Here is a 13,020-nt window from a genome sequence, read left to right on the forward strand (position 1 = left end):
CGCGGGGTTGTTTCCCGTGTCCGAAGGAGGACGTGATGGGTGTCAGCAACAGAAGTCTCGGCGTGATGGTGGCGGCTGCGTGTGCAGCGGCGACGGCGATCGGCGTGGCGGGGACGGGGGAGGCGCAGGCCGCGTGCCCTGCACAAATGACCTTCGCTATATGTGGTGTGGACGGCAATCCGGCGCACGTGCCCGGCGTCAGCGGCCCGCGCACCAACGTCCACTACCGCTCCGATCTGCACAGCGTCGTGACAGATCCGATCGGGACGCGGCGGGCGGGGGAGCGTGCGCTGTCGTCGTCCATCTCCAGCTTTCGCAGCAAGTGCCCTGGCTCGCACGTTAAGGTCGTCGGCCACTCCTATGGCGCGTGGATCGCCGGGAACGTCCGCGACTCGAAGCCGGTCCGCAACTCGAGCTACGTGCTGATCGCTGATCCGCGCGCGAACATGGGCATCCTCCGCATGGCGCCGTCGATTCCCGGCTACTTCGAGGCGCAGGGGCCGCGCGGCAAGGCGAAGGCTCCGACCGCGACGACCTGCCGCACCTCCGACGTCGTGTGCTGGGCGCCGAACCCGCTGCACGATCCGGTCGGCTTCGCGAACTCGGTGCGCGGCTACATCGAAGGCGAGCATGCGTACAAGCCGAGTGAGGTGCGGCAGACGCCCGGCACTCGGATCATCCCCGGCCCACAGAAGGTCCACGTTCCCGCCGTCGCGCCCGCCCCGGCCCCGGTGCAGCGCCCCTCACCCGCCCCGGCGCCCGCTCCGGCGCCGCGGCAGCAGACGGTGGCCGACATCCTGCCGCCGCCGATCGCACCGCACGTGCCGCCGCAGATCAAGAACATCCCTATCCCGCGCGTGGAGCTCCCGAAGCTTCCCCCGCTGCCCCGATTCTAAGGAGACAGAATGAGCTTCCGCACGATCTACGGGCTCACTACCAGCGAGAACGGTTGGCGCATGGTCAACCGCGACGGGTGCGTAGTGACCAACCCCGTGCCGAACAGCAACACCGCGCCGGTGCGCGCCGGTGACGCCGCGACCGTGCTCAACGCCTGGCTGATCTGGTACCACCGCAACGTCGAGCCGGTGTCGTCCCCGGTCTGGGGCTGGTCGGCCACCAACGACGTCGCGAGCTCGAATCACCTGTCCGGCACGGCGCTGGACATCAACGCCCCGAAGTACCCGTGGGGCGCCCGCGTCATGCCGACCGCACTCAAGAACAAGGTGCGCGAGGGTTTGCGGCTGTTCGAAGGGAACATCTTCTGGGGTGCCGACTGGTCGCGCGCCGACGAGATGCACTACCAGCTCAACGGTGGCACCGCGGCTGGCACCGGCCCGTCCGCGAAGCTGTCCGCGTTCGCGAAGAAGCTGAACAACGGGCACCTGGGGATCTACAAGGCCGCGCCCGCGGTGCCGATGGAGAACAAGATCGACACCGAAGCGAAGATCGCCGCCAAGTGGATCGGCAAGCGGCTGCACGACGGCGAGAAGCCCTGCAAGGACGGTGTGGGCCGGTACGCGGACTTCGAGCACGGCTCCATCTACTGGCACCCGGACGTGCACCGCGCCAACGGGAACGCTATCGCGGTGCCCGCTCACATCTACGAGACGTGGGCGTCGCAGCAGTGGGAGCAGGGCTGGCTCGGCTACCCCGTCCGCCGGCACACCGTCGTGAGCGGCGTCGGCGATATCCAAGCGTTCCAGGGCGGCACCATCTACCGCCGCTACGGCGAGCCGGGCTACGCGGTGCGCGGCGTCATCGGGCAACGCTGGGCGGCCGAGGGCTTCGAGACCGGTCCGCTCGGCTGGCCGACCTCGGATGAACGAGACAACGGCACCGGCGGCCGGGTCCAGGACTTCGAGGGCGGACAGCTCTCGTGGGACCCGTCCGGCGCAGTCAAGGCGGTGAAGAACTGATGTGGAGCATCGGATTCTGGAAAGACTCGATCGAACGCGCAGTGAAGACCGCCGCCCAGACCATCGTCGGACTGCTCGTGGCCGGCGCGACGATCCTGGACATCGACTGGGGCCAAGCCGCGGCGGTCATCGCGACCGCCATGCTCGCCTCCATCCTCACGTCGCTCATCTCGACCGGCGTCGGAGATCACGCGTCGCCGTCCCTGGTCGATGACGGCGGAAAATGGCGCCGCGGCCGGCGAGTCGAGTGATGGTGCAAGGGCCACGAACCCTGTGGCAACGCGACCTCATCCTCGGGGCCGGGGCAGTCGGTGCGGTGTGCCGCGGTATCGCCTATCTGCCGCACGCCCGCACCTCCGAGGTCCGGCAGCTATGGCCGATCGAGGCGTGGATGCCGCTGACGTGGTGGGCCATCGTGTGGATCGCAACCGGCGTGCTGCTGGCGGCGTCGATCATGTGGCGCCGTCTCTCCATGCCGGGCATGGCGGTCCTCGCCGGCCTACTGACGGCGTGGGCCGTGTCGTACTGGTGGTCGTGGTGGGCGCTCGACGTGTCGCGGGCCTGGGTGACCGGCGGGCTCTTCTTGATGGCCGCGGTGTGGGCCGGGGTGATTGCGTCCCTGCTGGAGCGGGGGCGCCGTGGATGACTGGACGGTGATCCTTGGGCCCCTCGGCCTCATCATCGGCGCCGCGGTGACCGGATATTTCGCGGTACGTGAGCGGCGCGTGGAGCACGAAAAGCCGGACTGGCCCACGTATTCCGAGCGCCTGGAGCGCCGGGTGGATCAGCAGGACAAGAAGATCGACGAGCTCTTCGAATTGGTGGGCCGCCTGCGTGCGGACCTTGAGTCGGAGAAGCGTCTGTCGGCGGTGGTGCTGCGCTATCTGCGTCAGGTGTTGGCGTGGGCGCTCGACCAGCTGCCTGCCGGGACGCCGATCCCGCCGCCACCCGCGGAGATCTCCGCCGAGCTGCGTGACTATTTACAGGAGGATCGCTGATGGCACCCCGCTATCCCGGGCGGAAGCCCACCGTCCAGTTGCTCGACCAGCTCAACTTGCGTGAGGAGCTGCTGAACGCGCTCATCGTGGCCCCGCTGTCGCGGCTGATCGCCCCGCTGCTGGGGCTGTCGCCGGCGGACTTCGACACCGTCGAGGAGATCGAGGGTGCGCTCGACGAGTGGGCGGGGAAGCTCGGCGTGGACTTGGCGGGGCTCCGTGACGCCCTGGCGGGTTCCTATTCGGGGACGGATCCTGTTCTATCTGCGATTCAGCAGGTTGCGGCTGGTTTCCGGTCGGTGCTGTCGGGTGGCCCGTTGATCAACTTCGGTCAGCTGACGGGTGCGGCCGTCAACCTGCTGCCGTCAGGATCGTTCGACACCGGTGACACAGTGTTGGAGGGTGAGGGCTGGGCCCATGATCCCGATGTTGGCCGCGGTGCTGCCGGTTCGGCACGGTTCGTGGGCACCGGCAATGCTGGGCTGCTGTTCTCGCCGACCCCGGGCGAGGTGGAGCCCGGGAAGGCGTACCCGGCGAGTTGCTGGGTGTCGTGGGATGGGGTGATCGCGGCTGGTCCGGCGTTCACGCCGTTTGTGCGGTGGTCTGACGCTGCGGGCGGGGTGCTGTCGGAGACGGCGCTGCCTGCGATCACCAGTCCGCCTGCGTCGTCGTCGTGGGTGGAGTTGGCGGCCGAGGTGACCGCTCCCGCGTCGGCGCGCTGGGCTCATCTGGCGTTCCAGGTGGAGTCGGGCGTGCTGGGCTCGGTGTGGTGGGATGACGCGGCGATCCTCGCCGCGCAGACTTCGCTTCCGCAGGCTGTGATCGCGGGTCTGACTGACGCGCTGGCCCAGCTTGGCGCCGACGTGCAGGCCGCGCTCGCATGGATCAAAGACCTGATCGAGAAGCTCACCGGCCAGGCCCGCGCGAGCCTGGCCGAGGCTATCGCCGACGCCCTCGCATTCGGCAACCAGCTCAAGACGATCCTGTCGGGCGGCACGGTCTCCACGCCGTTGCCGAATCTGGCGGGTGCGGTGGTTGGCACGGTGCAGACGATGGTCGCCCAGATCGCGGCGATCGCGTCCGGCGATGCCGTCACCCCGATCAACAGCGTCGTGCAATCGTTCAAGGACGGTTGGGCGGGCCTGTCGGCACTCACCTCGGGTGTGGAGGCGTGGATTCAAGATCTGATCGACGCGATCTTGCGGGCGATCCGCAAGGTCCCTGTGGTCGGCGGCAGCCTGGCGGACATCATCGCCGAGGTCGGCGGGCTCGACACCCGAACAACCCAGGCCAAGGACACTGCGGACGCGGTTCAGGCTGGGATTGTCGAGGGCTGGACCGGCGGCTCCACGTCGGGTGTGGACCTGGACGTGTACGACACAATGGGCGCAATCCGTGCCCTGGTCGGCGGCGACGGCTACACCCGCGTCAACGTGACCTCGACGCAGACGTGGACGAAACCGACCGGCACAACCGAGGTCATCGTTGTCGGCATTGCCGCCGGACAGAACGGCGGCAATGGCGGCAATGGTGGCGGCAACGGCGGCGCAGGCGGCAACGGGGGTGGCCACAAGGTTCAAGCACTCGACCCAGATGGATTCACATCGCTCGGCGTTGTGGTCGGAACAAATGGCGCGGCCACCCAGTTCCGGCAGAACGGCATGGGCGGCCCGGTGCTGATGGAGGCAATCGTCGGGGCCCCTGGCGCGATGGCAACCCAGTTCGGATACACAGGGTCGCAGTCCGCAGCGGGGGCGGGTGGTGGTGGCGGCGGAGGGGGCGCGACTACCAACGGAACCCCCGGCGCCGGAGGAAGTGGCGTTGGCGGCTCTGGTGCGGGTGGCCCCGGACAGCAAACGTCGGGCGCGGGCGCCTCGGGCGGCCACGGTGGCCACGGCGTCGGATCGGCGGCAGCTCAAGCCGGAGGACAAGTAGGCGGCGGGTCAACAAACGGTCCTGGCGGCAACCCCGGAGGGGGCGTACCCGTCGCGGCAATCCCATGCGGTGGTGGTGGCGGCTCCGGCGGTGGCGGTGGCGGTGCACCATCGATCGGCAATTCGCGAAACGGGGGTAACGGCGGCGCCGGCGGCTTCCCCGGCGGCGGAGGGGGTGGCGGTGGCGGCGGCGGATCAGGCACTCCGTCCGGCTCCGGCGGCTCCGGCGGCGCCGGCGGTGCTGGCCTGGCGATCATCTTCTACCGATAGGACCACTCATGGCTGTAGTCATCGCGGCGGCGCTGCCGAGCTTCGCACAGACCACCAACCTGTACCGACTGACGGACGGCCGCCACGCTCTGGTGACCGTGCCTGCTGACGACCAGCCGGTACCGGCCGCCGTCGTCCCGATCATGTCCGGATTCAAGGTTTCGCGCGTCGAGACCGGTCCGACTGAGGTGTTCCTGGCGGACGAGCACGGCACACCGATCGACGCGGACGGCGACCCGACTAACGGCCTCACCCCGCTCCTGCGGCTCCCAGCGGGGACGACGCACGCGCAGGCGATCGCGGAGGTCGAGCGTGTGGAGTAGCACCCCGAGCTTCCCGACCGCCCCCGCATGGGGGCCGGAACCGGCAGTGCCCGCACGAGCGGGCGCGTGGACGCCGGTCATCGTCCGCTCCGTCCACGGTCACGAGTTGGCCGTCGCCACGGATGAGGGCCTGGTGCGTCTCGGGGTGCTGTCCGCGAGCGATGTGGCGACCGCGCTCGACGCCGGTGTGACCATCCTCCCTGGCGTCGTCGGGTCGGAGACCGCCACGGCCGCCGACTGGGGTGTGCTCACCGCGGCGACGGTCGGCCGTGAACTCTCGGCCGCTCGGGACGCCGGAATGCTCGGCGGGTGGCGGCGCACTGAAACCGCCACCGCACACGACGCAGGAATAACGGTCCCCGGCGCGATGACGGGCCGTGACCTCGCCGCGCCCAGCGACCAGGCTGTCCGCGCCGCCACCACCGGCAAGGGCCACGAACTCGCCGTCGCAGGGGACGCCGGGCAGGGGTGGTTCGCCTGGCAAGAGCCGATCCTCCACTCCCTAACCGCAGTCGGCTCGCACACCATCTCAATTCCTCCATGGGCTCGGTACATCGACATGATCTGCCTCGGAGGCGGCGGTGGCGGGTCCACTGGCAACCAGATCAACCAAGAAGGCTACGGCGGCGGCGGCGCGACCTGGATGACTGACACGTTGGACCGCGGCGAGGGCCGCAACACCTGGACGGTCGTGAACGCCACTGTCGGAGCCGGCGGCGGGACCCAGGCCAACGGGCAGGCGTCGTCGGTGAATGTTCCTGGTGTCGTGACGATCAGCAGCTCTGGCGGAATCGGCCGCAGCGACAACGGCAGCTTCCTTGGCGACGCGCGGAATGGACAGGCCGTGCAGGGAGGCAACGGAACCGTTGCCGGTCAGTACCAGAACCTGACCTACCAGGGCGTCACCTACATCGGCGGCGGACCCTCCACCGGCGACACTGCGAACGTTCCCGGTTCAGGCGGCCGCGGTGGTGGCGGCACAACCTGGCCACTCACGCCCGGCACTGGGCGGCCAGGGGGGAGGGGGCAGGTGTGGATCAGATTCAGGAGCTAGAACCCGGCCCGGATGGCGCGGGCTGGTGGCCCGCCCAGTTTCTCGTCGACTGCGCATGGGCTGACGATCGCGGCACCTCGTGGCGGGCAGTCACCAACCACCCCACCCTGCAAGCCCGCCGCACCGGCACCCAGCTGGACCTCCGGCAGACCGACGATCCCACGGTGCACACCTACCTGCTCACCCCGACCGACTACGACGCCTATCTGGCGACCAAGGAGAACTGATCATGGCCAACGTCTACGAAGACGCCTACCTCACCCAGGGCGTCAACGCGCTCGTCGCACTCGGTAACCGAATCGGTCTGTACACGTCGACCGGTGCGCGCGTCGGCACCGTCTACGCCGACACCACCTGGGCTGCCGCTGTCCTATCCGGCAGCGGCGCCAACCGGGTCGCCACCCGCACCGGCAGCGAAGTCACCATCACCGTCCCCGCATCCACGGTCACCGCTGGCACGCAGATCACCCACTACGGCGTCCTCACCGGCACCACCCTGCTCCGCAAGGTCGACCTGGAGCCGGTGTCGATCACTGTCAATCGCGCTGACATGGCGTTCGACGTGCGCGTCACACCGAGCTTGGCGTTCAACCCGACCGAGTAGACCGCAGCAAAAAGCAGGGTCCCATGCCCGCTCGTTCTGACGGCCGATTATTTCGCGGCTGAAACGGGGTGGGAACCCTGCAACCCACACCATACCGGACGTGTCAGACCCCTGCGCTACCTTCGCGGTGCGCAGGGGAAGACTGCGCGACCGCCGCCCCGCCCCTTCTAACTTGAGGGACGGGGCGGCTTTCGTCGTATCAGCGAGCTACTTGCGGCGATCCGTGCTGTGCGGAGTCGGGATTCCCCGAAATCCGGTCCAATTACAGTCAGGACTCGAGCAGCTCTGCGGGTGCGCTCGCTTGCGGCCACTCACGTGGGATACGGGCGGCCCCTCGATGACGACGCCGACCGCGCACACCGGGCACGCGTCACCTTCCGGCGGCCGGGCATTATCTACCTCCATCACCGGATGATAAGCCCGGTCACGCATTCGTCGCAGCGGAACTGTCGGCCCCTCCGCGACCTTTCACAATGCGCATGGGGGGACATGCGCGAAAAGACCCCCACCCTGTTTGCTCATGGGTGGGGGGCATTTCGCCTATCGCCGTCTACTCACTCGCAGGCGACACCATCGCCATCACGGTCAAGGCTCGAACTGTAACCAGGGCTGCCCCGATACAGGGGAGCGGCGCCGGCCGCGCGGGCGGCCGCACAGTTCGCGTAGTAGGCGCTACCCCCGGCCTCAGGCTCCGGTACCGACTCGGTCGTCGGAACCAACCGCTGAACCCGCGGCGCCTCCTCAGCCTCCGTCGTCACCGGCTCGGCCGTCGTGGTCTGGGCGCGGGTCGGAGTCTCCGTCTCCGTCTCAGTGATCGTCGTCTCGACCGTTTCACGCTCAGTGACCGTCGTGGTCACCGCGGGCTTCGCCACCTCCTCAGCCGATCCGCCCATCCCCGCTCCGATCCCGCACGAAGCGAGGAGCGCGAACACGCCGCCGCCAATCACGGCCGCCTTCTTCTTCGACGTCCAACTAGCCCACGCCTTTTGCGGCTCCTGCTGAGTCATCATTCGCACGCGATGCCGTCGCCGTCACGGTCCAGCTTCGGGCTGTAACCGGGCTGGCCGCGGTAGATCGGGGTCACGCCGGCAGCGCGGGCCTCACTGCAGTTGTTGTAGGAGCGCTGCGGGGCCTGCGGGCGGACGGGCTGCGGCCGCGTCTGCTCCTGCTGGCGAGGCTGCTGACGTTCCTGCGGACGCGGCTGTTGACGCTGCTGCGGGGACTGCTCAGTCCGCCGACCCTGCTCGTTGTAGCGATCGCTGAACGCCGAGTCATGGAGCCTCACCGAACTGCAGCCCGCCAGCACCCGCCCGACCGCCTGCTTCTCAGCCGACGTCACCGACGCCCCGTACTTCTTCTTCACCGCAACCTGCCGAGCCACATACTCGCAGCGGTACGCCTTGTTCGCCGGCAGCCACGTCGCCGCGTCCCCGGCGCCCTTCTGCTGGTTGGCCTTGCCGCTGACGGCCAGCAAGTTCAGCGGGTCGTTCGCGAAATCCTTGCGCTTCTGGGGGCTCCACTGCTGGGCGCCCTTCTGCCAGGCATCCGACAGCGCAACGACGTGGTCGATCTGGACGTCAGCCGAGTTCGCTCCTCGCGTGAACACGATCGTCTGGCCGGTGTACGGGTCGTTGAGGGTCCCCGATGTCACGGTGCAGCCGTTCGAGCCGGGCTTGATCGTGATGTTGTCGAGGTCGCGGCGCAGTACATCGTTGCGGGTGTCGCAGCCGTTGCGCCCCCAGGCGACGGTGACGTCATCGGTCCAAGCCGTCCCGAACTGGTCGCGCGAGTATCCGGTCTTGGGTGCGCGGCCCTTCACCTCGAGGGTGTCGAGTGCCTGGGTCACCATGGTGGTGGGTGCCGCCACGGCCGGGGCGACGGTGCCGGTGATAGGGGCGGCTATCAAGCCGGCGCTGACCGCGATTGACGCGATGAGGGTACGTTTCCGCATGGTTGACAGACTCCAGGTGCTCAGTGTGAGGGCTATCGCAGGTGAGGCCCACTGTGACACGGGATTCTGGCATACGGGACGAACTCGCCCGCTCTGTCGATCGATCAGATGACACGGTGCATCGGACGATCCGGGGGTTCAGGGCTGATCCCAGTCGGGTGCGATCAGGTCGAGCTCACGATCGACGCGCCCGTCTCGCTGGTGCTGGCGAGCCCATCGGCGGCTACTGAGCCAGCGCTGCAGCGGCCGTGGAGCGTCGGCGAGTGTGCCACCCGCGTCCAGGTGTGCCCGTAGATCGGCCAGACGCTCCGCAGACGATGCGGGCAGCTCGCGCGGAAGCGACAGGCCTTGTCCCTCGGCCCAACGTCGGAGTGGTGTCTGCGACATTCCCAGCTCGCGGGCGATCCACGCCCATCCGCGGCCGGCGGCACGAGCGGCGCCGACCATTGCCTCGAAATCGGTGCTGTGGAGGCCGCGGCGGTCATACGGGCTATGCAACCAGAATCCGCCTCGCGCCTCTTCGGGAGGGCGGGGCGAGTTTCGTCGCGTGCTGCGACACGCCCGTCGATCCCTTGGGTAGATCCGCTGCACACCTGCACCTCAGTGCTAGCGTTCGTGTCACAAAAGCTGCTGGCGGTTGGGGCCGGGCGACACCTATGTCGTTGCGGAGTCCCAATGAAGAACGTCGTCACCAGAAGCGCCCCTTGCGTCGCTTGCTCTTGTATACGATCTGTAGCCGTGGCCGAGAACAATCCAGCGAGTGCGCTCTATTCAATCCTCGATACAGTGAGAAAATCGGGAGATAGTACCGTCGGTAAGGGCTGGGAACGAGCGCTCGGTTGTGCCGTTGATGATAAGGATTTCCCCCGTCGACACGGAGAAGTCGTTCAACTATTCAGCCGAGTTAATCAGTACCTATTGAGTCTGCCGGAGGATAACGAAGACCGCCAACTCTACTTGCCGTACGCTCCTCGATGGTATGACGCCGTTGTCTTCCGTGGGAACTGGAACGTCACTTCTTCTCCGGCGAAGCGAATAGTTTCCGGCGACATTCTAAACCACTTGCGCGGATTAGGCAGACTGCTTCAACTTAAATCCGGACAAAACCTGACTACCGAAGCGATCGATGCGCTGCGAAAGGGTTTGGCTGAGTGGTCCACTCTCCTTGATAGCGCAGAGATACCGGCCGCTCTCGCCGAGCGTATTAGGGGCCAAGTCGACCTCATCGGCTGGCTTCTCGACAATGTCGAGACCTACGGAGCGGAACCTGTGATGAGAGAGTCGCGGAACCTGCTCGGCGAGGGGGTGGATCTTATTCAAGCAATGCCGGGAAAAGCTAAGAAGATTGGCCTGGCTCTTGCAGGCATAGTCTATGCAATAGGCTTACTGCACTCGGGAATTGACCATACTGCAGGAATCCTTGAAGGCCTAAGCGAGGTCGGTACGCAGTATGGTCGACTCGTGGAAGGTTTACCTCAACTCGAAGGTCCTGAGAGCCCTCTGGAGATTGAGGCAGGAAGCCAAAATGGACCAGAAGGCGAGGGGAGCGACGAGTAGCTTCCTATTTCCGGAATCCTGCTCCATCCCCGGACAGTGCCGCGTGGGATCGAACTGTCGCCGAGGACCGGGCCGATGATCGCATCGGCCTCGGGTAGCCGATACTTCGCTTCGCTACCGCGCGCCAGGCCGAGGTGGATCGGCTCGTCCATCCCTCGCCGTATGCCCTGTCGCGCATGCATCGTGGGGGATTCGATGGAACCGACCTGTCCTCCGCTGCGTCTAATTGACATGGACGACTTTGATCTGACCCAGGCCATCGGCGACAGGTTCCGGCAACTCGCCGCCGACCAGCTCTCACGCGACGCCGAGGAAGAAGTGCCTGACGACGTCGCGGCCCGCCTCGCGCGGATCTTGGCCGCACCCACCGTTTACCCACCGGAAACTGTCGCAACCTATGCCGATCACGACACCCCTCCGGGGAACCCGAAACCCCCTGAACAGGCCTGATGGCGGGGCGTGCAGCCTATCGCCGCTGCTGCAGAGGCCCAACTAGATCAGCGGGTTCGGGGTTCGAGTCCCTGATGGCGCACGCAAAACCCCCTGACCGGTGAAAGATCCGGTCAGGGGGTTCGTCTTTTCTCCGTCGACCCCCATCGTCGGTGACCCGGGGCGCGACTCCTCACAAAGCGGGATCAGCGCGACTTCAGCGGCCGCGTGGCGGGGCCTTCCAATACCTCGCCGCGGTGGTCGAACCGTGAGCCGTGCAGCGGACAGTCCCAGGTGCGTTCGGCGTCGTTCCACTTCAGAGTGCCGAACAGGTGAGTGCACATGGGTACCACCGACGACGTCTCGCCGTCGACGGTGCACACGCCGACCGGGCGGAGGCCGTCGCGGCCGACCGAACCGGCACCCTCCGCCGGCTGCGGGTCGGCCTTCGTTACCAGTCGGGCGTAGCCGGTCATCAAGTGCAGACCGACCTTCGCATTGGTCCGGGTGGCGGTTGGCAGGGCGGCGACCTCCGAATGCCGCCACGGGCGAAGGCTCGGCGCCCACGGTCGTTCCTCGCCGAGGATCCGGCCTGCCACCGCGAGCGCCGCGGCCACCCCATTGGTCATGCCCCACTTGGCGAAGCCCGTGGCCACTTGAAGCGATTCGGTTCCGGGCAGCAGCGGACCGACGTAGGGGAGTCCGTCGACGGACTGGTAGTCCTGGGCGGACCAGCGAGCGACGAGGTCCGCGGACGGAAACCACCGGCGGGTCCACTCGATCAGATCGTCGACGTGGCGCGACTCGGAGTCGGTCTGCCCGACGCCGTGGCCGAATCCGCCGACCAGCAGCAGGGTTTCGTCGGGATGTCCGGGCCGGGGAGCGGTCCGGAGCGACACTGTCGGGTCGTCGGCACCGAGATACATGTCCCCGGGGATGTGTCCGGACCCGACGGAGAAGGCCGCCGCATATGACCGGCGCGGCTCGAGTCGCGCGAAGAAGCCGCCGCGGTCGAGGACGGGGGTGCCAGTGGCGACCACCACGGTGCCCGCGGACAGCCTTCCGGCGTCGGTGGTGATCTCGTAGTCGTCGCCGCGCAGGCTCACTCCTTGTGCGCGCACGCCTTCGGCGATGACGCCTCCGTGACCGACGACGTCGACCGCGAGTGCGCGCAACACGGGCAGCGGATCGATCTGCGCCTGGTCCTCCAGGCACGGCGGACAGGACGGGGAACGGCAGCGCCGGACAGCCTGCCCGGACGAGGTCCAGTCCGGCCTCGCGACCATCCCGGTACTCCTGGTCGACCTTCTCGGCGCCCGGCTCGGTGCACGCGTAGGTCACCGCCGTCCCGCGCTGAACCGGGAGGGCGTTGCTCTCGCAATAGCGCAGAAGCCACTGCAGGCCATCGCGATTGGCGTCGACGTAGTCCTTGACCACGGCCCGGTCGTGCCGGCCGCGAAGCGACGACAACCGGGTGCCGTGCAGCAAGGACACCTTGCCGGTGGTGTTACCGGTCGCGCCGGCCCCGAGGTGCCGCGCCTCCAGAAGGGCGACACTGCGGCCTGCCCGGGCGAGCAGGAGCGCCGCGGTCAGACCCGTCAATCCGCCGCCGATCACGACATCGTCGTACCGGCGGCCGAGGTGGGCCGATGGTGACGCCGCGTTCGGGGACGAGGCGTCGTCTGTCTGCATCCAGAGGGAGACCATGACAGTTGAGTGCCCGCGCGACGACCGGACAAAACCTTTCCTCCCGGTGACGTCCTACTGTGGACTGATGAGCACTGGGGAGTCGGCGCCGGCGACCGACGACGCCGTTCGGGCAGAGGAGCGCCTGCCGGAAGGTTCGGAACCGCAGGAAGCCTGCCGCGTTCTGGCCGCCGGGGTGGGGGAGCGTCGGATCGCGGTCGCGGAGTCGCTCACCGGGGGCAACATCGGGCTGTTTCGTTTTGAGGTCCCGTTCTTGACGGCGCGGCACCCGTGATTATGG

At 67.7% G+C, this 13,020-nt stretch carries 16 protein-coding genes and 1 pseudogene; 13 read left to right on the forward strand and 4 right to left on the reverse strand.

From position 1 onward, the window contains the following. The first annotated feature begins 35 nt into the window (after positions 1-35). The 10 genes from ABD732_RS12270 (at position 36) to ABD732_RS12315 (ending at position 7,096) form a co-directional block, all read left to right on the forward strand. A complete protein-coding gene (locus ABD732_RS12270; protein WP_344784063.1) occupies positions 36-896 on the forward strand; it encodes a cutinase family protein in 861 nt (286 codons plus the stop codon). Positions 897-905: 9 nt separating this feature from the next. Continuing rightward, positions 906-1,916, forward strand: coding sequence for a M15 family metallopeptidase (locus tag ABD732_RS12275; RefSeq protein ID WP_344784065.1), 1,011 nt, complete (start codon positions 906-908; stop codon positions 1,914-1,916). Continuing rightward, positions 1,916-2,167 carry a holin gene (locus tag ABD732_RS12280; RefSeq protein ID WP_344784067.1) on the forward strand — a complete coding sequence of 84 codons (252 nt, stop codon included), beginning with the start codon at positions 1,916-1,918 and terminating at the stop codon, positions 2,165-2,167. Before ABD732_RS12275 ends, ABD732_RS12280 begins: the two co-directional genes overlap by 1 nt. A 2-nt stretch (positions 2,168-2,169) precedes the next feature. Then, positions 2,170-2,562 (forward strand): hypothetical protein, encoded by a 393-nt coding sequence (locus tag ABD732_RS12285; protein WP_344784069.1) that lies wholly within the window; start codon positions 2,170-2,172, stop codon positions 2,560-2,562. After that, positions 2,555-2,914, forward strand: coding sequence for a hypothetical protein (locus ABD732_RS12290; protein WP_344784071.1), 360 nt, complete (start codon positions 2,555-2,557; stop codon positions 2,912-2,914). The genes ABD732_RS12285 and ABD732_RS12290 overlap by 8 nt, the downstream gene beginning before the upstream one ends. Continuing rightward, positions 2,914-5,115 (forward strand): hypothetical protein, encoded by a 2,202-nt coding sequence (locus ABD732_RS12295; RefSeq protein WP_344784073.1) that lies wholly within the window; start codon positions 2,914-2,916, stop codon positions 5,113-5,115. Before ABD732_RS12290 ends, ABD732_RS12295 begins: the two co-directional genes overlap by 1 nt. An 8-nt stretch (positions 5,116-5,123) precedes the next feature. Continuing rightward, the gene (locus ABD732_RS12300; RefSeq protein WP_344784075.1) at positions 5,124-5,438 is read left to right on the forward strand and encodes a DUF7572 family protein; all 315 of its coding nucleotides are present in this window, start codon (positions 5,124-5,126) and stop codon (positions 5,436-5,438) included. A gap of 106 nt (positions 5,439-5,544) precedes the next feature. Then, a complete protein-coding gene (locus ABD732_RS12305) occupies positions 5,545-6,492 on the forward strand; it encodes a glycine-rich domain-containing protein (RefSeq protein ID WP_344784077.1) in 948 nt (315 codons plus the stop codon). After that, on the forward strand, positions 6,471-6,719 hold the full coding sequence (locus ABD732_RS12310) for a hypothetical protein (protein ID WP_344784079.1): 249 nt from the start codon (positions 6,471-6,473) through the stop codon (positions 6,717-6,719). The genes ABD732_RS12305 and ABD732_RS12310 overlap by 22 nt, the downstream gene beginning before the upstream one ends. 2 nt (positions 6,720-6,721) lie before the next feature. Then, a complete protein-coding gene (locus tag ABD732_RS12315) occupies positions 6,722-7,096 on the forward strand; it encodes a hypothetical protein (protein ID WP_344784081.1) in 375 nt (124 codons plus the stop codon). Between the two features lie 554 nt (positions 7,097-7,650). On the opposite strand, the gene ABD732_RS12320 is transcribed toward ABD732_RS12315, so the two are convergent. Both ABD732_RS12320 and ABD732_RS12325 read right to left on the reverse strand, forming a co-directional pair. Next, a complete protein-coding gene (locus tag ABD732_RS12320) occupies positions 7,651-8,103 on the reverse strand; it encodes an excalibur calcium-binding domain-containing protein (RefSeq protein ID WP_344784083.1) in 453 nt (150 codons plus the stop codon). Next, positions 8,103-9,047: a GmrSD restriction endonuclease domain-containing protein gene (locus ABD732_RS12325; RefSeq protein ID WP_344784085.1), complete on the reverse strand. Its 945-nt coding sequence runs from the start codon at positions 9,045-9,047 to the stop codon at positions 8,103-8,105. The genes ABD732_RS12320 and ABD732_RS12325 overlap by 1 nt, the downstream gene beginning before the upstream one ends. Before the next feature lie 738 nt (positions 9,048-9,785). On the opposite strand from ABD732_RS12325, the gene ABD732_RS12330 reads away from it, so the two are divergent. Further along, complete coding sequence (locus ABD732_RS12330; protein WP_344784087.1) at positions 9,786-10,604, forward strand: hypothetical protein; 819 nt, start codon at positions 9,786-9,788, stop codon at positions 10,602-10,604. Between the two features lie 231 nt (positions 10,605-10,835). Next, positions 10,836-11,054: a hypothetical protein gene (locus ABD732_RS12335; RefSeq protein WP_344784089.1), complete on the forward strand. Its 219-nt coding sequence runs from the start codon at positions 10,836-10,838 to the stop codon at positions 11,052-11,054. A gap of 185 nt (positions 11,055-11,239) precedes the next feature. On the opposite strand, the gene ABD732_RS18765 is transcribed toward ABD732_RS12335, so the two are convergent. Both ABD732_RS18765 and ABD732_RS18770 read right to left on the reverse strand, forming a co-directional pair. After that, on the reverse strand, positions 11,240-11,662 hold the full coding sequence (locus ABD732_RS18765) for a Rieske 2Fe-2S domain-containing protein (protein ID WP_425553038.1): 423 nt from the start codon (positions 11,660-11,662) through the stop codon (positions 11,240-11,242). Positions 11,663-11,686: 24 nt separating this feature from the next. Further along, positions 11,687-12,740 (reverse strand): annotated as a pseudogene (locus ABD732_RS18770) (FAD-dependent oxidoreductase); the annotation flags it as partial. A gap of 67 nt (positions 12,741-12,807) precedes the next feature. Here ABD732_RS18770 and ABD732_RS12350 point away from each other — a divergent pair. Further along, complete coding sequence (locus tag ABD732_RS12350) at positions 12,808-13,014, forward strand: hypothetical protein (RefSeq protein WP_344784093.1); 207 nt, start codon at positions 12,808-12,810, stop codon at positions 13,012-13,014. Positions 13,015-13,020: the final 6 nt, after the last annotated feature.

The organism is Gordonia caeni (assembly GCF_039537105.1).
In the GTDB taxonomy this organism is placed as follows: domain Bacteria; phylum Actinomycetota; class Actinomycetes; order Mycobacteriales; family Mycobacteriaceae; genus Gordonia; species Gordonia caeni.

What these genes read in the sequence shown, in the direction of transcription:
- ABD732_RS12270 (WP_344784063.1), top strand. Translation starts at nt 36, where the DNA reads ATGGGTGTCAGCAACAGAAGTCTCGGCGTGATGGTGGCGGCTGCGTGT.
- ABD732_RS12275 (WP_344784065.1), top strand. Translation starts at nt 906, where the DNA reads ATGAGCTTCCGCACGATCTACGGGCTCACTACCAGCGAGAACGGTTGG.
- ABD732_RS12280 (WP_344784067.1), top strand. Translation starts at nt 1,916, where the DNA reads ATGTGGAGCATCGGATTCTGGAAAGACTCGATCGAACGCGCAGTGAAG.
- ABD732_RS12295 (WP_344784073.1), top strand. Translation starts at nt 2,914, where the DNA reads ATGGCACCCCGCTATCCCGGGCGGAAGCCCACCGTCCAGTTGCTCGAC.
- ABD732_RS12300 (WP_344784075.1), top strand. Translation starts at nt 5,124, where the DNA reads ATGGCTGTAGTCATCGCGGCGGCGCTGCCGAGCTTCGCACAGACCACC.
- ABD732_RS12315 (WP_344784081.1), top strand. Translation starts at nt 6,722, where the DNA reads ATGGCCAACGTCTACGAAGACGCCTACCTCACCCAGGGCGTCAACGCG.
- ABD732_RS12320 (WP_344784083.1), bottom strand. Translation starts at nt 8,103, where the DNA reads ATGACTCAGCAGGAGCCGCAAAAGGCGTGGGCTAGTTGGACGTCGAAG.
- ABD732_RS12325 (WP_344784085.1), bottom strand. Translation starts at nt 9,047, where the DNA reads ATGCGGAAACGTACCCTCATCGCGTCAATCGCGGTCAGCGCCGGCTTG.
- ABD732_RS12335 (WP_344784089.1), top strand. Translation starts at nt 10,836, where the DNA reads ATGGACGACTTTGATCTGACCCAGGCCATCGGCGACAGGTTCCGGCAA.
- ABD732_RS18765 (WP_425553038.1), bottom strand. Translation starts at nt 11,662, where the DNA reads ATGACCAATGGGGTGGCCGCGGCGCTCGCGGTGGCAGGCCGGATCCTC.
- ABD732_RS12350 (WP_344784093.1), top strand. Translation starts at nt 12,808, where the DNA reads ATGAGCACTGGGGAGTCGGCGCCGGCGACCGACGACGCCGTTCGGGCA.